Source organism: Microbulbifer aggregans, assembly GCF_020524005.1.
In the GTDB taxonomy this organism is placed as follows: domain Bacteria; phylum Pseudomonadota; class Gammaproteobacteria; order Pseudomonadales; family Cellvibrionaceae; genus Microbulbifer; species Microbulbifer aggregans_A.
On sequence record NZ_JAIVKK010000005.1, the window covers coordinates 40,499 to 59,655 of the forward strand.

General features: G+C 56.3%; 16 protein-coding genes and 2 tRNA genes. 4 read left to right on the forward strand and 14 right to left on the reverse strand.

Going from position 1 to position 19,157, the window contains the following annotated elements; all coding sequences use genetic code 11:
* Nucleotides 1-30: 30 nt before the first annotated feature.
* Together LC093_RS10735 and LC093_RS10740 are read left to right on the forward strand one after the other, a co-directional pair.
* The gene (locus tag LC093_RS10735) at nucleotides 31-741 is read left to right on the forward strand and encodes a proteasome-type protease (protein WP_226664787.1); all 711 of its coding nucleotides are present in this window, start codon (nucleotides 31-33) and stop codon (nucleotides 739-741) included.
* A gap of 126 nt (nucleotides 742-867) precedes the next feature.
* Nucleotides 868-1,851 carry a DMT family transporter gene (locus LC093_RS10740; RefSeq protein ID WP_226664788.1) on the forward strand — a complete coding sequence of 328 codons (984 nt, stop codon included), beginning with the start codon at nucleotides 868-870 and terminating at the stop codon, nucleotides 1,849-1,851.
* Nucleotides 1,852-1,949: 98 nt separating this feature from the next.
* On the opposite strand, the gene yegQ is transcribed toward LC093_RS10740, so the two are convergent.
* Both yegQ and uvrB read right to left on the reverse strand, forming a co-directional pair.
* Complete coding sequence (yegQ, locus tag LC093_RS10745) at nucleotides 1,950-3,266, reverse strand: tRNA 5-hydroxyuridine modification protein YegQ (protein ID WP_226664789.1); 1,317 nt, start codon at nucleotides 3,264-3,266, stop codon at nucleotides 1,950-1,952.
* Nucleotides 3,267-3,325: 59 nt separating this feature from the next.
* Nucleotides 3,326-5,335: an excinuclease ABC subunit UvrB gene (gene uvrB / locus LC093_RS10750; protein ID WP_226664790.1), complete on the reverse strand. Its 2,010-nt coding sequence runs from the start codon at nucleotides 5,333-5,335 to the stop codon at nucleotides 3,326-3,328.
* Between the two features lie 231 nt (nucleotides 5,336-5,566).
* On the opposite strand from uvrB, the gene LC093_RS10755 reads away from it, so the two are divergent.
* Nucleotides 5,567-5,642 (forward strand) — tRNA-Asn (locus tag LC093_RS10755).
* Between the two features lie 78 nt (nucleotides 5,643-5,720).
* Nucleotides 5,721-5,796, forward strand: a tRNA-Asn gene (locus LC093_RS10760).
* A 153-nt stretch (nucleotides 5,797-5,949) separates the two neighbouring features.
* Here LC093_RS10760 and LC093_RS10765 read toward each other — a convergent pair.
* The 12 genes from LC093_RS10765 to pheA form a co-directional block, all read right to left on the reverse strand.
* Entirely contained in the window at nucleotides 5,950-7,935 is a 1,986-nt protein-coding gene (locus LC093_RS10765) for a polysaccharide biosynthesis protein (RefSeq protein WP_226664791.1), read from the reverse strand.
* Between the two features lie 76 nt (nucleotides 7,936-8,011).
* On the reverse strand, nucleotides 8,012-8,899 hold the full coding sequence (locus tag LC093_RS10770) for an MraY family glycosyltransferase (protein ID WP_226664792.1): 888 nt from the start codon (nucleotides 8,897-8,899) through the stop codon (nucleotides 8,012-8,014).
* A gap of 2 nt (nucleotides 8,900-8,901) precedes the next feature.
* Nucleotides 8,902-9,846 (reverse strand): NAD-dependent epimerase/dehydratase family protein, encoded by a 945-nt coding sequence (locus tag LC093_RS10775; protein ID WP_226664793.1) that lies wholly within the window; start codon nucleotides 9,844-9,846, stop codon nucleotides 8,902-8,904.
* A 90-nt stretch (nucleotides 9,847-9,936) separates the two neighbouring features.
* Nucleotides 9,937-10,245 (reverse strand): ComEA family DNA-binding protein, encoded by a 309-nt coding sequence (locus LC093_RS10780; RefSeq protein WP_226664794.1) that lies wholly within the window; start codon nucleotides 10,243-10,245, stop codon nucleotides 9,937-9,939.
* 140 nt (nucleotides 10,246-10,385) lie between these two features.
* Nucleotides 10,386-11,099 (reverse strand): orotidine-5'-phosphate decarboxylase, encoded by a 714-nt coding sequence (pyrF, locus tag LC093_RS10785; RefSeq protein WP_226664795.1) that lies wholly within the window; start codon nucleotides 11,097-11,099, stop codon nucleotides 10,386-10,388.
* Nucleotides 11,100-11,135: 36 nt separating this feature from the next.
* Nucleotides 11,136-12,326, reverse strand: coding sequence for a lipopolysaccharide assembly protein LapB (gene lapB, locus LC093_RS10790; RefSeq protein WP_226664796.1), 1,191 nt, complete (start codon nucleotides 12,324-12,326; stop codon nucleotides 11,136-11,138).
* A 1-nt stretch (nucleotide 12,327) separates the two neighbouring features.
* Nucleotides 12,328-12,636 (reverse strand): lipopolysaccharide assembly protein LapA domain-containing protein, encoded by a 309-nt coding sequence (locus LC093_RS10795; RefSeq protein WP_226664797.1) that lies wholly within the window; start codon nucleotides 12,634-12,636, stop codon nucleotides 12,328-12,330.
* 76 nt (nucleotides 12,637-12,712) lie between these two features.
* Complete coding sequence (ihfB, locus tag LC093_RS10800) at nucleotides 12,713-13,021, reverse strand: integration host factor subunit beta (protein ID WP_226664798.1); 309 nt, start codon at nucleotides 13,019-13,021, stop codon at nucleotides 12,713-12,715.
* Nucleotides 13,022-13,160: 139 nt separating this feature from the next.
* Nucleotides 13,161-14,840 carry a 30S ribosomal protein S1 gene (gene rpsA, locus LC093_RS10805; protein ID WP_226664799.1) on the reverse strand — a complete coding sequence of 560 codons (1,680 nt, stop codon included), beginning with the start codon at nucleotides 14,838-14,840 and terminating at the stop codon, nucleotides 13,161-13,163.
* Between the two features lie 178 nt (nucleotides 14,841-15,018).
* Nucleotides 15,019-15,696, reverse strand: a complete 678-nt coding sequence (gene cmk / locus LC093_RS10810; RefSeq protein WP_319004923.1) for a (d)CMP kinase — start codon at nucleotides 15,694-15,696, stop codon at nucleotides 15,019-15,021.
* A 73-nt stretch (nucleotides 15,697-15,769) separates the two neighbouring features.
* Nucleotides 15,770-18,010: a bifunctional prephenate dehydrogenase/3-phosphoshikimate 1-carboxyvinyltransferase gene (locus tag LC093_RS10815; RefSeq protein WP_226664801.1), complete on the reverse strand. Its 2,241-nt coding sequence runs from the start codon at nucleotides 18,008-18,010 to the stop codon at nucleotides 15,770-15,772.
* 11 nt (nucleotides 18,011-18,021) lie between these two features.
* Nucleotides 18,022-19,125 carry a prephenate dehydratase gene (gene pheA, locus LC093_RS10820; protein WP_226664802.1) on the reverse strand — a complete coding sequence of 368 codons (1,104 nt, stop codon included), beginning with the start codon at nucleotides 19,123-19,125 and terminating at the stop codon, nucleotides 18,022-18,024.
* Between the last annotated feature and the right edge of the window lie 32 nt (nucleotides 19,126-19,157).

Consider the following 19,157-nt stretch of genomic DNA (forward strand, 5'->3'; position numbering starts at 1 on the left):
CCGTTCGGACTTTACGCGCACAGGGATTTCATGACGTACTGTATCGCCATGCGGCTCAAAGAAGGGCTGCTTTTTGCCTCGGACACCCGCACCAATGCCGGCGTTGACCAGATTGCCAGCTTTCGCAAAATGCACCTTTTCCAGAAGGCCGGCGAGCGCTGCTTTGCCCTGCTGACCTCTGGCAACCTGGCCACCTCCCAGTACCTGATCAATCGCCTGCAACAGCAGATTGCCGATAACGAAGAGGCTAACCTGCTGGCCGCGCATAGCCTGTTTGATGCCGCCGAACTGGTCGGCGACCTGGTAAAGTCCATCATCGCCCAGACCGCCGCCGGGCAACAAAACGCCGGGGTGGACTTTGGCTGCCACGTACTGTTCGGCGGGCAGATCCAGGGCGCACCACCGAGCCTTTTCCATATTTACCCGGAAGGCAATTTTATCGAGGCCACCGAGGACACACCGTACCTGCAAATTGGCGAGTCCAAATACGGAAAGCCGATCCTCGACCGCATTATCAGATTCGACACCAGCCTGGATCATGCGACGAAATGCGCACTGATCTCCTTCGATTCCACCATGCACTCCAACCTCTCGGTCGGCATGCCACTGGACATCGCGACTTACCGCTGCGACAGCCTGGAACTCAGCAGTAAGCGTATCCAGGAAAATGACGAATATTTCCAACGCCTGCGCAATGCCTGGAGCTCCGGAATACGTCTACTGTTCGACGACCTGCCGTAACCCCACTCCCACTGGCCACACCGCGCATCAGCGTACCAATCGATACGACGCCGGTTGCATAAAGACCTGCAGCCTCTATCATCAGCTGCCTGTTAACGGATTTACCCCCCACCAATAAGGATTTTCGTGGAACCCTCCTCACAACCTGCCGCTATTTGGCAGAACGGATATCTGCTCGCCCTCGGCGCAGCCGCCCTCTTCTCAATCAAGGCGATTTTCATCAAGCTGGCGTACCGCCATGGCGTGGATGTCGAAACCTTCATTCTTTTGCGCATGCTGCTGGCGCTGCCGTTTTACCTGGCGATCCTTGCCAGCCTGCGACTGAGCCTGCAATGGAAGCCCGTAAACGGGCGAGCACTACTGCAAGTAATTGCACTGGGATTGTGCAGCTACTACCTGGCCAGCTACCTGGATTTACAGGGGCTGCGCTATATCAGCGCTAATTTTGAACGCCTGATTATTTACCTTTACCCGACAATGGTTTTATTTCTCGGCTGGGTATTTCTGAAGCGAACCATCTCCGCACGCCAACTGATCTGCGTGCTCTGTGCGTACGCCGGGATTCTTTTGATCTTCTGGCAGGACCAGGGCTTCAGCACCGGCGTGGCCGCGCCCGACTGGGTCAGCCTGGCACCCACCAGCTGGGGCGCCCTGCTGACATTTGGCAGCGCACTGTCGTTCTCCATTTATGTCGCCTTCAGTGAGAACGTGATTCGAGCGCTGGGGAGCCGGCAATTCACTGCGCTGGCCATGATCGTGGCGAGTGCTGCCATTTGCATTCACTTCCTGGCCCGCGGTGACCTGTCACGCCTGATGCAGCCCTGGCCGGTTTACGGCTACGCGCTTACGGTCGCGTTTGTATGCACGGTAATCCCCTCACTCATGATGAGCGCCGCCATTCAGAAGATTGGGTCGGCGACTACCGGCGCGATAGGCACTACCGGGCCGATTGTCACCCTGCTTGGCGCCGCGTGGATCCTCGGCGAACCCTTCGGCCCAATGCACCTGGTGGGCATGGCGATTATTATCGGCAGCCTGTTACTGATGAAAAGAACCGCCGCCACAGCCAACAGCTCCTCCCCGGACAAGCAGGCCGTCAAAACCGGATGATTCTGACGGCCAGCAAACCCGGCGAAAACCCAACAAGAAAAAGGGAGGCAATTGCCTCCCTTTTTCTTGTGCCAAATACGCCTGTACCAGGCTGACGATCAACTCAAATCCCGCATCAGCATGGCGTAGCGGACCGCCTCAGCAGACAAGTCCACCGGCAGCGGAATGCGCACGGAATGCCCGGAGCCTGGCGCCACATCCAGCACCTCCCCCTTCAACCCCTGCATATCTTCCAGACGGAACCGGTGATTACCTTCCGGGGTGATCAACTCCAGCGTGTCGCCACGCTCGAAGCGGTTTTTTACATCCACCTGCACCCAGTTGTCGTCCACCGAAACCACTTCAGCAACAAACTGCTGATTGGTATTGCTGGATGCCCCTTTTTCATAATTCTGGAATTCACTGGGTACATGCCGGCGGTAAAACCCTTCGGTATATCCGCGGTTAGCCAGGTGTTCCAGGCTATTCATCAGACCGAAATCAAACTCGCGCCCCGCCACCGCATCGTCAATCGCCTGACGGTACACCTGTGCGGTCCGCGCCACGTAATAGTGGGATTTGGTGCGCCCCTCGATCTTGAGTGAATGAATTCCCATATCGACCAGGCGCTTTACATGCTGGACCGCGCGCAGGTCTTTGGAATTCATAATGTAGGTGCCGTGCTCATCCTCATACACCGGGATCAGTTCATCCGGACGGTTCTTTTCCCGCAGTAACATGGGTTCCGGGTGAACCTGCACAGCTTCGCCAGCCCCTGGCTCGGCATGCTTCACCACCAAGTCTCCGGTTTCTGTTTCTTTGGCTTCCTGGGCACTGTATTCCCAACGGCACGCATTGGTGCAGGCACCCTGGTTGGAATCCCGGTGATTGATATAGCCGGACAACAGGCAGCGACCGGAGTACGCCATGCACAAGGCGCCATGAACGAAGACTTCGAGCTCCATTTCCGGGCAGCGCTGGCGGATCTCTTCAATTTCATCGAGGGAAAGTTCGCGGGACAGGATGACCCGCTCCAGGCCCTGCTGGTGCCAGAATTTGACCGTGGCCCAGTTGACCGCATTGGCCTGTACAGAAAGGTGCACCGGCACATCCGGGAAGTGTTCACGGACCATCATGATCAAACCGGGGTCCGACATGATCAGCGCATCCGGCTTCATCGCAACCACCGGTTCCATATCGCGAATATAGCTGCGCAGCTTGTCATTGTGCGGCGCGACGTTGCTGGCGACATAAACCTTCTTGCCCAGGCCATGCGCCTCTTCAATCGCCGAGGCCAGGTTTTCAACCTTATTGAACTCGTTGTTGCGCACGCGCAGGCTGTAGCGCGGCTGGCCAACGTAGACCGCGTCCGCACCGTAGGCAAAAGCGTAACGCATGCTTTTCAGCGTGCCGGCCGGGGAAAGCAGTTCAACCATGGGAAGTACCTCGAATACAACGCTTACAACAGGGGGTTCGACATAGCAGTCAACCTGGCTCAGCTCTGCTCTTTCAGCTGCGTAATTTCATCCCGCAACTTGGCGGCAGCCTCGAACTCCAGGTTCTTGGCGTGATTATACATCTGCTCTTCCAGCTGTTCGATCCTCGCCCAGCGCTGCTTGTCAGACAGCGGTTTCTGACCCGCCGCATATGCGCCCTCTTTCTCCGCCACCTTGCGCTTTCCGCGAGCAGGAACACCGGGCGCGATCGCCCCTTCCATAATGTCGGCCACACTCTTGCGAATCCCCTTCGGGGTAATGCCGTGCTCCGCATTGTGGGCCAACTGCTTCTCGCGTCGCCGCTCGGTTTCATCCAGCGCACGCTGCATCGAGTCAGTAATACGATCCGCATAGAGAATTGCCCGGCCATTCAGGTTACGCGCCGCGCGTCCGATGGTCTGGATCAGCGAGCGGTCAGAGCGCAGAAAGCCCTCCTTGTCCGCATCAAAAATAGCGACCAGGGAGACTTCCGGCATATCCAGGCCTTCCCGCAACAGGTTGATCCCGACCAGCACGTCAAACTCGCCGATACGCAGGTCGCGAATAATTTCCACCCGCTCCACCGTGTCGATATCCGAGTGCAGGTAACGCACCCTGACACCACTGTCCTGCAGGTATTCAGTCAGGTCTTCCGCCATGCGCTTGGTCAGAACGGTGATCAGCACTCGCTGGTCAGCATCAACACAACGGTGAATTTCAGACAGGGTGTCATCCACCTGGGTCGCCGCCGGACGCACTTCCACAATCGGGTCTACGAGCCCCGTGGGCCGCACTACCTGCTCAACCACGGCGCCCGCATGCTCACCCTCGTACTTGCCGGGGGTCGCGGAAACGAAAATGGTTTGCGGCGAAAGCTGCTCCCACTCTTCAAATTTGAGCGGTCGATTATCCAGTGCGGAGGGCAGGCGGAAACCGTATTCCACCAGCGTTTCCTTGCGCGAACGGTCTCCACGATACATGCCGCCGATTTGCGGCACGGTAACGTGGCTCTCGTCGATAAACAGCAGCGCCTCGGGAGGCAGGTAATCAAACAGCGTGGGCGGTGGCTGGCCGGCATCGCGCCCGGACAGGTAACGGGAATAGTTTTCCACCCCGTTGCAATACCCGAGCTCCTGCATCATCTCCAGATCGTAGCGAGTACGCTGTTCGAGCCTCTGGGCCTCGACCAGCTTGCTGTTATCACGCAGCTGTTCCAGCCTTACCCGCAACTCCTCCTTGATCTCGTCAATGGCCTCAACAATGGTTTCCCGCGGGGTGACATAGTGGGACTTCGGGAAGATAGTGATCCGCGGTACTTTCTTGAGCACTTCACCGGTGAGGGGGTCAAACAGGGTGATCTCTTCGATTTCCTCATCGAACAGCGACAGGCGCACGGCCTCCAGATCTGAGTCCGCCGGGTAAATATCAATGATATCGCCACGCACCCGGTAGGTTGCCCGACGGAAATCTGCGTCATTACGGGTGTACTGAAGCTCGGCCAGGCGGCGAAGTATGGTGCGCTGGTCAACGATGTCACCGCGATCCAGGTGCAGCACCATCTTCAGGTACTTATCCGGATCACCAAGGCCGTAAATCGCGGAAACAGTCGCGACCACGATAACGTCCTTGCGCTCGATCAGCGCCTTGGTGGCGGAAAGCCGCATCTGCTCAATATGCTCGTTCACCGACGCATCCTTTTCGATAAAGGTATCGGAGGAAGGAACATACGCCTCGGGCTGGTAGTAATCGTAATAGGAGACGAAGTACTCCACCGCATTTTTGGGAAAAAATTCCTTCAATTCCCCATACAGCTGCGCCGCCAGCGTTTTGTTGTGAGCCATAACGATCGCCGGACGCTGCAAACGTTCGATAACATTGGCCATGGTGAATGTCTTGCCTGACCCGGTTACACCCAAAAGTGTCTGATGGGCCAACCCATCCTCAATCCCTTCCACCAGCGCTTCAATCGCGGCCGGCTGGTCACCGGCGGGCGCATATTTGCTGACTACCTGAAATGGGCGTGATTCCATATCTATCCACCAAAGAATTCGTAAAGGCGATGTTGCCTCAGGGATCGAAATTGTAGGCGTTCAGGCAATGGCACGACAAATACTGCCTTTCGTCGACAGCGTATCGGCGAGAAAATAAACACTGAAAAATCAATGAGTTAATTTTGAATAAAGGGGTTGACCAGCTACGAGGTGCTATATAAGATACGCGCCATCTGAACGGGACGTCACAAACGACCCGGAAGATGTAGTTCCGCCTTAGCTCAGTTGGTAGAGCAAATGACTGTTAATCATTGGGTCGCTGGTTCGAGCCCAGCAGGCGGAGCCAAATTTTTAAGCCTTGCAACCAACATTCCCGCAAGACTAACGATTTAGAGTGAGACCAACTATCACTCAACCTTACAGTTCCGCCTTAGCTCAGTTGGTAGAGCAAATGACTGTTAATCATTGGGTCGCTGGTTCGAGCCCAGCAGGCGGAGCCAAATAAGAAAACCCGCACCCGAAAGGGTCGCGGGTTTTTTCTTGCCTGTCAAAAAACCTTAAATACCCGAAATCACTTTACACCAAGCCACTCCCCACCAAGCACTGCCGGGAGGGCACCCCCTTTCAGAGAGCCCCCAACAAACACAACGCAACTAAACCGGTGGAGCCTCTCCAGTTATTCTCTGCGCCCGGTTGGCCGCAGGCACAGGTAAGCGGCGCACTTCCGCCCCCTCTAACAGAGGCACCCCATCTTGAGCACCTCCCTGAGACCAGACCGCGTCGATCAAGTCCTGCTTCGGCGCATAATCCTTAACAGCCTCGATCAGAAGCCGATGCACAGAGGCACAATCATGCAGCTCGCAGGCAGAGCGCAGCTCTCTGATCAATTGCTGTAAGCGCTCCGAAGAAAGACGCTCTTCTTCTGCACGCATAATCATCGGGTGATCAGTACCGGTAACTTTATCGCCGAGCAACAATTCTTCGTACAACTTCTCACCAGGGCGGAGACCCGTAATCTGAATTTCGATATCCCCATCAGGGTTCGCCTCATCCCTTACCGTGTGCCCCATAATCTGGATCAGGCGCCGGGCGATATCGAGAATCCTCACCGGTTCGCCCATATCCAGAACAAAGACTTCACCCTTACGCCCCATACTGCCTGCCTGCAGAACAAGCTGGGCCGCTTCCGGGATGGTCATAAAAAAACGGGTCACTTTCGGATGAGTGACAGTAACAGGACCACCGGCATTAATCTGATCGGTAAACAGTGGAATCACCGAACCCGACGACCCCAGCACATTACCAAAGCGCACCATACAGACACGCATGCGCCCAAAGCGCCGCCCGAAATCCTGACAGACAAGCTCAGCAAAACGCTTGGTGGCACCCATAACATTGGTCGGGCGCACCGCTTTGTCCGTGGAAACCAGAACAAACTGCTCAACCCCATAGGCTTCAGCAGCCTCAAGCACAGCAAGCGTACCGAGCACGTTATTCCCGGCCCCGACGGAAACATTCTGCTCCACAAGCGGCACATGCTTGTAGGCCGCAGCGTGATAAATCGTTTGAACCCTGAAAGAGTCAATAATCTCGCCAACACGGGCTCTGTCGCGAACATCGCCCAGCAGAGGCACCACCTCCACCGAGGAGTTCTCATCCAGCTGCTGCTGTCGCAATTCACGCTCAATTTGATACAGCGCAAATTCCGACGCCTCCAGCATTACCAACTGCGCTGGCCCCCACTGAACAATCTGCCGGCAGAGTTCCGAGCCGATCGAACCGCCCGCACCGGTAACCAGCACAACCTTACCGGAGATCGAGGCCGAAACCAGCTGCTTCTGCGGCTCCACCGGTGCCCGCCCCAGGATGTTTTCATAGATCTGGGAAACATCCGCAACACGCCCTGCACTATCCACCAACTCTTCCAGACCGGGAATCACCTTAACGACCAGGCCGCGCTCACGCAGGCTCCGGGTAATTTCCCGCCGACGACGCTTGGGCACCCCCGGCATTGCCAGCAGTACTTCGGCAATATCCCGCTCAGCAATCACCTCATGGATATTTGCGGGGCTGTAGACAAGTACGCCGTCTATCAACGTATTCTGCTTGGAGGCGTTATCATCAAAGAAAGCCACCGTCTTGTACATTTCACCATGCACCAGGGCCTTGTAGAGCTGCAGACCAGCCGTACCGGCGCCATAAATGGCCACCCTGGTCTTGTGAATTTCCAGCGCCATCTGATAGTAGAGCCGCACCAGCCAGCGTGAACCACCGACCGTAATCAGCGCAAAACACCAATAAATGACTGGCACCGAGCGTGGCACCCCGGCGTAGGTCAGGTAGGAAGCGACGGCGAGAACAACAGCGGAGGCGGTAACACCCTGCAGCACAGCAACGATAGCCTGCTGCCCCATATAACGGATAACGGTGCGATAAAGCCCAAGGCGGAGAAAGATGAAGCTGCTGGAGACGAGGGTCATTCCCAGACACAGGGCCATCTCAGGCTCGGAAATCAGCCCGGCCCCGTTGAAGCGCAGGGTCATTGCGAGCATGAATGCTGTCGTCAGCATCAACAGGTCATACACCAGCATAAGGACCGGCTTGTAGTTTTTTTGAGCAGCTCTAAGCAGGCGCTTCACTCTTTCCCCCAAATTTAATTACCGAGTTCGACCCGACCCCAAGCATCTACCTACCCAAGCCAAAACTCTCGTAGCGCTATACGATGTCGCATATTACCAAAATGGTCGCAGCGCTTGCCGTGCCCGCCATCACGCTCAATTCGCCTACAAGCGCTTTTTTAACCCCATACTTGAGCGCCATTCGCTGATAAACATGCTGCCGATGCGCCTCCCACCAGCGCTCACCAGCAAATATTCGACGCAACAGAGTAAACGTAGCGTCCAGCCAAAATGGCGAAAAAACAATCAACGGAATTATTGGATGAAATGCCCCCCGGCTCCAACCATAAATGGATACAGCAAATGCAGCCAATCCTACGGTTGTAGAGCCGGCATCCCCCATAAAGATTCGCGCAACTGGCCAATTATAATACAGAAAGACCAAAGTGGCGGCCGCCACAACCGTACAGATTCCAGCCAGGTCCCAATATTCCCGATATGCACAAATAATCGCCAGCGAGCCGAAGCCAATTATTGTCATGCTGGCCGAAAAACCATCCATCCCGTCCATAAAGTTGTAGAGATTGACCACCCAAACTCCACTCACAACCAAAACCGGCACCAACCACCAAGCGAGCCCAGGCCAAAGCGACAACACCAGGCTACTAACCGCAATCAGCTGCACAGCAAACCGGACTCGTGCCGAGAGTGAACGCAGATCATCGGTCACCGAAACTGCCAACAGTGAAGCAAATGCGACAGCCACGCCCACATTCAACGATAGCGGGCTCACCAAAAGAGCGGAGAACACCCCAAACCAAATCGCCCAGCCTCCGGTTCTTGGAACCGGCTTCTCATGTAACGAACGGTGATTTGGGACATCGAGTGCAAACTGCCCCATCCTCGCCAGTAGAAACTGCATCGACACCAGGCATATCACTGCCGCCAATATCGACAAGCCGAACCAGAAGTACAAAACATCCACTATCAACAACCTCGAAGAAAATTCTGGTATCGGCTTTGGGGCTGCCAGTTCAGCAGCGTTTTCAAACGGCTGGCGCTATACAGCTCACTCTTTTCGATTTCTAACACACGGGCGCCAAAGCCCGTACGCCGAATAACCCGGAAAGGAAGCAGTATCAGCCGCAATAGTCCGGCACTTCCCCGGATATTGACACCATTTACCGCCTTAACCAGTGCAACAGCATCATAAAATTCTGGTTCAGCAACGATAAAGACTTCGCGACTACAACCACTCTCACCAACCAGCAATATCGCCTGCACCAGGTCAGACAGGCAGACAAAACTCCGGTAGCCCGTCGCCGGAATTCTCGGCAACCATTTCCCCAGGTTTTTTATCAGTCCAGCTACCTTATTCGCTCGTCTTTCGCTATTTGCCCAGGCCTCCTGCCCGGGAGCACCGTCGTGCTCAGCCAGGCCGCCATACACCGCCGCCGGCCGGATAATATTCAATCGACAGGATACGCCCTGCGCTAACAGCAACTTCTCTGCCCGCCACTTGCTGGCCCCATAAGCGTCTTGCGCCGGAAATCCGGCCTCCTCACCAGCAATAACCCCCGAAGGCGCACAACGGGCCTTCACACTGGACAAATACAGAAATGACTCAACTCCGGCCGCATCGGCCCTCTCCAGCAGTTTCGATGGCAGTTCTCCGTTCAGCCAGCCAGCCAAGGCAGGCTTCTTGCGGCAGACAGCAGCCGACGACACGCCCGCCGTGTACACCACCTTATCGCCAGTGGTGAAAACCTTCGCGATTGCGTCGGCGGTAAACTCACGAACCTGGAAATGCTCACATCCCGCGGGCGCAGAATCCCGGCGAGAAACCGACACCACAGTTTGGCCGGCGCCAATCAGGTACCGACAAAGTGCGGACCCGATATAGCCAGAACTACCTATAACCACCCAACGCATAGCTCAGAGCAACCATAATATTTTCGGCACACTCGTACCGACTTGAACACAAAAAAAGACAGCGCCTGTTGGCGCTGTCCCGGATTTTATTTAAAGCTGGATACGATCTTTATTTTTCTCAAGCGTCGCGAGCCCAATACCTTTTACATCGAGCAACTGTTCGACTGCGGTAAAACCGCCAATCTGCTCCCGGTACTCTACTATCAGCTCAGCTCGCGCAGGCCCTATGCCAATCAAGTGATCAGACAGTTCTTCCGCAGAAGCACTATTCACGTTGACCACCATGACCGCTTCGGCCGCGACTGTATCTGCAGCTTCCTCAGCAAAAGTGAGCTGCGCCCCACCCAACAGGCAGAAAAAAGTAATAAGTACGGCGAGGGTTTTCTGAGAGACTTTCATTTGAAATTCCTTTCATTGTCCTATGGTCTTAAATCCCTTGGGACCACGAATTTCCCCAAGCCCGAAGACTTTATCACCCTCTCGCCAAGAGCGCGCTTACATGCCGTTACATGCTTGGCGCAACCGTACCATGCAAAAAATCAGGTATTCGCCGCAATATCCGCAACAATATTGTTAAGCGCAACCATCGGATCTTCGGCACCGGTGATCGGCCTTCCAATCACCAGGTAATCAGAACCCGACTTCAGCGCATCAACCGGTGTGACGATACGGCGCTGATCATCGGCAGCAGAGCCCGCCGGGCGGATACCGGGAGTAACCAGCGCAAATTCTTTTCCGCATGCCTGCTTCAGCGTTTCAGCCTCCATCGCCGAACACACGACGCCATCCAGGCCGCTGTCCTGCGCGAGTTTTGCCAAAGAGACCACATGCTCACGCAGCGGGCGCTCAACACCAACCGCCGGTAATTCTTCTTCCGCGGTACTGGTCAATACGGTGACACCAATCAGCAATGGACGCTGATCGCCAAGCGGCGCCAGCACTTCCGCCGCCGCCCGCATCATACGCTCGCCGCCGCCGGCATGAACATTCACCATCCATACGCCCAGCTGCGCAGCCGCCTTGACAGCCTTGGCAACCGTGTTCGGGATATCGTGAAACTTCAGGTCCAGAAAAACCTGAAAGCCCTGCCCCACCAACTGGCGCACCAGCTCAGGCCCCGCGATGGTAAACAACTCCTTGCCGACCTTTACCCTGCAAACACTGGGGTCCAAACGGGACGCCATCGCCAGGGCTGACTCTGCGTTGTCATAGTCCAGAGCAACGATTACCGGGGAATTTACTTGTTCTATCAATGGAAACCTCTGAATTTACTTGGCGCCCTGAGAAAATCACTCACCTTCCACGCCCTTTACAGAGCGGACGCTGCCCCAGTGTTTGCAACTCGGGCAAAGCCAGTGCAACTGGTTACCGGAAAAACCGCAATTACTACAACGGTAGTGCGGCCGGCTCGCGATCAATTGATCAACCAGGCTTTTCAACAGGAATAAATTTTCTTTCGCACGGCCCTGCACCGAATCCGTGTGCAGGTTCAAAAAATAACCCAGCCCACGCAGCGAAGGCCGCATAGCCAACTGGCGCCCCATAAAGGCTGCCGCAGCCGCTTCGTCCTGCTGCTTTTGTATGCGCCCGGTCAGCGCGATCAACACGCTGTTTGACGGGTGCTCTTTAAGCAGCGCTTCCAGATAAACGCTCAAGCCCTTGTCGTCACCTATCGCCTCATAGCAGGTAATAAGCAGCTCAAGCATCTCGGGGATATAGTCGGGATTCTGTTTGGGCACTCGCTCGAGCACCCGAATGGCATCGCGAGGCTTACCGAGAATGTACTCCAGCCTCCCGAGCAATAGATTCGCCCGCACCGAATGGCGGTCGTAATTCAGCGCAGCATCGATGTGCTTGCGCGCACTCAGGTAATCTTTGCTGTTAATCGCCTCTTCTGCCAGCTCACAGCAGAAATGCGCCTGTACCGGGGCCCATTCCGGGGACAACCTCTTGAAACGACGACCATGAAGGAGATTGACCGCGTGAATCGCCTTGGCCCACTCACTCTCATCCCGGTAGACCTCTACCAGATATTCCAGGCTCGTACTGCGCAGCTCGCTGGACGTTTCCACCAGCTCCTGCAGTAGCCGCTCAGCCCGATCCAGCCAACCTGCGGCGATATAGTCCCGCGCAAGCTCCAACTGGGCCTTCTGCTGGCTGATACGGTTGAGACTGGGACGAGCCAGGAGATTCTGATGCACCCTGATGGCCTGGTCGTGCTCGCCGCGCTTGCGCAATTGGTTGCCGAGGGCCAGATGTGTTTCAAAGGTGGCACTGCTCACCTCAAGCGCATCAATAAACTTTTCGATCGCGTCATCCTGACGCTCACTCAAAAGATAATTCAAACCCTGCGCATAGGACTGCGCCAGCGCCTGACTTCGGTCATTTCTCGCACTCTTTTTTTTGCCGCTCTTGCGCCCCAGGTACCAGCCTATGGCGATGGCAGCAAAAATAAAGATGAAAAACGTCAGGTCACTCAATTTACTCTCCGGACACCTGACGGCGCACGGTCTGCAATTCCCGCTCAGTGCGCAGTAATTGTCGCTCTAAACGCCCCACTCGACGACGCTCCGTGTAATACGGCAACAGGCTTGCAAGAAACCCCAGCAATGCACCAAGCAACAGGAAACCGATCAACCAGAACCCGACACTGCCGGAGAACAGCTGATATCCGCCAAAGCGCGGCGAGATCGTCTCGGGATTATCGACGGCAAAATATACACCCACCGCGATACACAGCAGGGCCAACAGCCCGAATAGCAGGCGCGATAGCCAACGCAAAAATGACAAGAAAACCTCCGACCCCGGAAGGAGTAAATATTCAATAATCCGTTACAGTGTTAGCCCACTGCGACCAGCCCGGCAATCACGCACTTTCCAGTGATTCCCGCTTCAACTGCTGGTTTACCCTGTCCCTGAGTTCCTTACCCGGCTTGAAATGCGGCACATACTTGCCCGCAAGCTCAACGGAATCCCCTGTTTTGGGGTTACGTCCGGTACGAGGCGCTCTGTAATGCAGCGAAAAGCTGCCAAATCCACGGATCTCGATCCGCTCCCCCTCTGCCAGGACACTCGACATAGTGTCCAACATGACTTTTACCGCCAGCTCCACGTCCTTTACCGGCAGCTGATCCAACCTCAGAGCAATCTTCTCGATCAGTTCAGATTTGGTCATGCAGTCCGCAATCCTTTCTAAGTCATTGATTATTCTGGAATAGCGGCAATCATCTAATAGAAAGCCGGACTGGGCAACCCCAGTCCGGCTTTCGGGCGGCCTCAGCAATCAAGCTGAGGCCAGGAATAGCAAAGAACTATTAGTCTTTGTTATTCATTTGCGCCTTGATCAGGTCACCGATAGTAGCCGGCTGAACTTGTTCAGCCTGCTTCTTGCTGTGATCCTTGATGGCTTGCTTCTCATCGTCCTGATCTTTGGCCTTGATAGAGAGGCTGATCACGCGGTTCTTACGATCCACGCTGGTGATCTTGGTCTCTACTTCTTCGCCTTCTTTCAGGGCGTTGCGAGCATCTTCAACCTTGTCGCGGCTGATTTCGGAAGCGCGCAGAACACCTTCCACTTCGTCCGCCAGGGTGATGATCGCCTGCTTGGCGTCAACTTCTTTGATGGTACCCATAACGATGCTGCCGCGATCGTTGTTGGTTACGTAATCAGAGAACGGATCGGATTCCAGCTGCTTGATACCCAGGGAGATACGCTCGCGGTCGGAGTCGATACCCAGGATAACGGTTTCCAGCTCGTCACCTTTCTTGAACTTGCGCACGGCTTCTTCGCCAGCTTCGTTCCAGGAGATGTCGGACAGGTGAACCAGACCGTCGATGCTGCCGTCCAGACCGATGAAGATACCGAAGTCAGTGATGGACTTGATCTTACCGGAGATTTTGTCACCTTTAGCGAATTTACGCGCGAAGGCATCCCACGGGTTTTCCTGGCACTGCTTGATGCCCAGGGAGATACGACGACGCTCTTCGTCGATATCCAGAATCATTACCTCGACCTCGTCGCCAACATTGACAACTTTGGACGGGTGAATGTTCTTGTTGGTCCAATCCATTTCGGAAACGTGCACCAGACCTTCCACACCTTCTTCCAGCTCCGCGAAGCAGCCGTAGTCGGTCAGGTTGGTTACAACAGCCTTCACGCGGCTGTTTTCCGGGTAACGCTGCTTGATGGAGACCCAAGGATCTTCGCCCAGCTGCTTCAGGCCCAGGGATACACGGCTGCGCTCGCGGTCGAACTTCAGTACTTTTACTTCGATCTCGTCGCCAACGTTCACGATCTCGCTCGGATGCTTGATGCGCTTCCAAGCCATATCGGTGATGTGCAGCAGGCCGTCGATACCGCCCAGATCTACGAACGCGCCGTAGTCGGTCAGGTTCTTCACGATACCCTTGATCGCCATACCTTCTTGCAGGCTGGCCAGCAGTGCTTCACGCTCTTCGCTGTTCGCTGCTTCCATAACCGCACGGCGGGAAACAACAACGTTGTTGCGCTTGGCGTCCAGCTTGATCACTTTGAAGTCGAGCTCTTTGCCTTCCAGGTGCGCGGTGTCGCGAACCGGACGTACGTCTACCAGAGAACCCGGCAGGAACGCGCGGATGTTGGCAACGTCAACAGTGAAGCCACCTTTAACCTTGCCACTGATAACACCTTTAACCACTTCGTCTGCAGCGTGTGCAGCGTCGAGGATTTTCCAGGCTTCAGCGCGCTTGGCTTTTTCACGGGACAGACGGGTTTCACCGAAACCGTCTTCTACCGCTTCCAGGGCAACCTGTACTTCGTCGCCCACCTGCAGTTCCACTTCACCTTTGTCGTTCTTGAACTGGTCCGCAGGGATAACGCCTTCAGACTTCAGGCCCGCGTGCACGGTTACCCAGTCTTTATCAACGTCGATAACAACACCGGTTACGATGGCGCCCGGTGCCATTTCAACGCTTTTCAGGCTCTCTTCAAATAGTTCAGCAAAGCTCTCGCTCATTACATTACCTATATAAATGGACTCCACCGATGGCAACTTTGTAGTTTAGTCAACCGCCAGTCAGAGTCCCACCGCGCTGCCAGCACGCGGGTCGAATTACAACAGCGGCCGGGCAATTCTGGCTGACCCCGGCCGCTGTTGTTAAAAATTTTGTGTGGAAACCTGTTGCTTCCCGGGCTCAAACAACGCGTTGCTGCACCAGTTCGAGCACTTTTTGTAGAACACCCTCTATATCGATGTCCGTACTATCCAGCACCACAGCGTCTTCCGCCGGGGCCAGAGGGGAGGCTGCGCGATTCATATCCCGGTCGTCCCGGGCGCGGATGTCCTCCAGCAGGTCGCGGAGGCTAACAGAAACGCCCCTGCCCTGCAACTGAGCGTAGCGTCGGCGGGCGCGCTCTTCAGCGCTTGCGGTCAGAAAGATTTTGACCGGCGCGTCCGGGAACACCGTGGTGCCCATATCGCGCCCGTCCGCGACGAGACCCGGCGCCGCACGAAAATCCCGCTGGCGCTGCAGCAACGCCTCGCGCACAGCAGGCACGGCCGCAACCCGGGACGCCGCCATACTGACCTCCTCCATACGGATATCGCGACTCACATCTACGCCGCCCAACACCGCACTCACCTCACCATCTGCAATGGCAAAGCGGATATCCAGGTTAGCGGCGATATCGGCCACACGCGCCTCATCCACGAGATCCACCCCGGCATTGAGCGCCGCCAATGCGGTCAAGCGGTAGAGCGCCCCGGAGTCCAACAGCGCAAATCCCAGGCGGTCGGCCAGCAACTTGGCGATAGTGCCCTTGCCGGAGCCGCTGGGGCCATCTATGGTGACTACGGGAGCATTTTTGGTCAGTTCAGTCATAACTAATCGATACAGCTTTTAGTTAATTTTCAATAAGTCAGTCCGGTATAGGATGGGCGCGCGCTCAGCACACCTCCAGATTCATCCCTGCCCCGGTGGCCAGCTCGGCGAAATTGGGGAACGAGGTAGCGACATTGGCGCAGTGCTTGATACGTATATCCGCATCTGCACGTAACGCCGCCACCGCAAATGACATGGCAATCCGGTGGTCCCCCAGGCTATCCACCTCACCACCACCAAACACTGCTGCACCCTCTTTACCGCCCTTGCCCTGAATGGCGATACCATCCGGGGTCGGCTCGGCGTCGATACCGAGGATCTTCAACCCATCGGCCATGGCCTGAATCCGGTCACTTTCCTTGACCCGCAATTCTTCGGCACCGGTGAGCACAGTCTCACCTTCCGCACAGGCCGCCGCCACAAAGATCGCCGGGAACTCATCAATAGCCAGAGGCACCTGGTCTTCTGGCACTTTGATGCCTTTCAGCGGCGCATAGCGTACACGAATATCCGCGACGGGCTCACCGCCGACTTCGCGCTGGTTTTGCAGCGCAATGTCTGCACCCATGGCGCGCAGAATGTTGATAGCTCCGTCACGGGTGGGGTTGATACCCACATGCTTCAGCAGCACATCGGAACCGGGCGCAATACTCGCCGCCACCATAAAGAAGGTTGCCGATGAAATATCCGCCGGCACATCGATATGACAGGCGGTCAGCTTGCCGCCACCAGTCAGCGAGGCGCGGGCGCCATTGCGGCGAACATCATAACCGAAGCCGGCCAGCATCCGCTCAGTGTGGTCGCGTGTGGGCGCCGGCTCTGTAGTGCTGGTTTCCCCATCGGCGTAGAGCCCCGCCAGCAGGACACAGGATTTCACCTGGGCACTGGCCATGGGCAGGACGTAATCGATCGCCTTCAGGCTGTTGCGACCTTTAATTTTCAGCGGCGGACGACCATCTACACCAGCTTCAACTTCAGCGCCCATTTCCCGCAGCGGATTCGCCACGCGGTTCATCGGGCGCTTGGACAGGGATTCATCCCCGGTCAACTCACTATCAAAATCCTGCCCGGCAAGCAGCCCGGCCAGCAAACGCATGGACGTGCCGGAATTACCCACATACAGAGGCCCGGGAGGCGCCTGAAGGCCGCGCATACCGACACCGTGAATCGTTACCCGGCCATTGACCGGCCCCTCGATCACTACCCCCATATCCCGGAAGGCCTGCAGGGTTGCCAGCGCATCCTCTCCCTCGAGAAACCCTTCCACTTCGGTGACACCCTCTGCCAGGGAACCCAGCATAATCGAGCGATGGGACATGGACTTGTCCCCCGGCACCCGCATATCACCCTTTACTGCGCCGCCCGGCTGGGCGACAAAAGTTACTTCCTTCGCTTCCATAATTTCCGTGTACGCTTTTTTAGCCAGCATCTTGGTAAAGTGATCCCGCGCCGCCTTGGCCCGGGTAAAAACCCCCATCAAACGTTCACTGTCGCCGCCGGCTATCGCATCGCGCAGCGAACCCAGATTGGAGGTATAGAGATCAATGGATTTCAGAATCGCGTCCCGATTGGCGAGCATGATGTCACGCCACATAACCGGGTCACTGGAGGCAATGCGAGTGAAATCCCGGAATCCGCCAGCAGCATAGCGGAAGATGTTTTCATTCTCCGCATCGTGCGCCAGGGTATCCACGAGCCCAAACGCAATCACATGGGGAAGATGACTGGTGGCCGCGAGCACCTCATCGTGCTCAGCCACCGGCATGGACAGCACCTCGGCGCCCACCGCTTCCCACATACTACGCACCCGCTGCACGTGCATATCGGCAGTATTTTCCAGCGGCGTAAGAATAATGCGATGTGCAATATACAGGTCGTCGCGGGCTGCGGTGACACCACTCTGCTCAGAACCGGCGATGGGATGCCCGGGAACCAGGAATGCCGGTACCTCACCCCACACATTTGCGGCCGCTTCAACCACACTACCCTTGACGCTGGCGCCATCGGTAACCGTTACACCCTCCGCAAGTGCGCCCTTCAGCTGCGCAAACACTCCCTCCACCGCCAGCGTTGGGACCGCAACAAAAATGACATCGCCCGCCTCCAGCTCCGGCAGGATTTCAGCAATATCGGTTACCGCACGATCCACAATACCCAGCGCCACCGCCTGCTCACAGGTCTGAGCCCGACGCGCGACGCCGATAACCTCACGACAACCGCCAGCGGCCTTCAAACCAAGCGCCAGACTGCCACCAATCAACCCGATACCAACAATCACCAGGCGGCCGAGTCCGTTCTGCCCCATATCCGCCACTCCTACAGCACTCCGCGCGGGTAAGAACCCAGCACCTTCATATCAGAAGCCCCGGCACCCACCTCTTTCAGTGCGGCCGCCACATTTTCACTGTCCCGGTGACCGACAAAATCGATGAAGAACACGTAGGTCCAGTTGCCGGTCTGCGCCGGACGGGTTTCCACACGCGTCAGGTCGATCTTATGACGCTGGAACGGCTCCAGGAGATCGTGCAATACGCCCGGCTCATTGCGCATGGATACCATCAGCGAGGTTTTGTCATCGCCACTGACCGGCACCGCCTGCGAGCCAATGATCAGGAAGCGGGTAGAGTTATCCGGACGGTCTTCGATCTTCTCATTCAGAATCTTCAGTCCGTAAAGATCCGCCGCCATATCGCCCGCGATAGCCGCCGCATTCCACTCGCCCTTAACACGCTTTGCCGCTTCCGCATTGCTCGCCACCGCCACGCGCTCTACGTTGGGGTAGTAAGAATCCAGCCACTTGCGGCACTGCGCCAGGCTCTGCGCATGGGAATAAATACGGGTAATTGCATCCTTGCGGGTAATATCCGAAATCATCAGATGCTGATGAATGCGCAACTCCACTTCGCCACAGATTTGCAGATTCGAGGTCATGAAGTTGTCGAGCGTGTGGTTCACCACCCCCTCAGTGGAGTTTTCAACCGGCACCACGCCGTAATTGACCGCACCCGCTTCCACCTCGCGGAACACTTCATCAATCGCCGCCAGCGGCTTGGAAACCGCCGACTGGCCGAAATGCTTCAGCGCAGCCTGCTGGGTAAACGTACCCTCAGGCCCCAGATACGCCACCTTGACCGGCTCTTCCAGTGCCAGACACGCCGACATGATTTCACGGAACAGGCGCGCCATTTCCTCATCGGTCAGCGGCCCGGGGTTTCGCTCCATCGCCCGGCGCAGCACCTGCGCCTCCCTTTCGGGGCGATAGTACAGCGCATTTTCGCCATTGCTCTTTTTGACTTCCGCCACTTCCAGCGCGCAGTTGGCGCGCTCGGAAATCAGCCGTGCGATATCGCTGTCGATACGATCGATACGATTGCGCAGCTCAAGCAAATGCTCGCTCTGCTTCGACTTTTCTTCAGACATAACTCTCGCCTAGATCAATCTTTTTTCCGCCA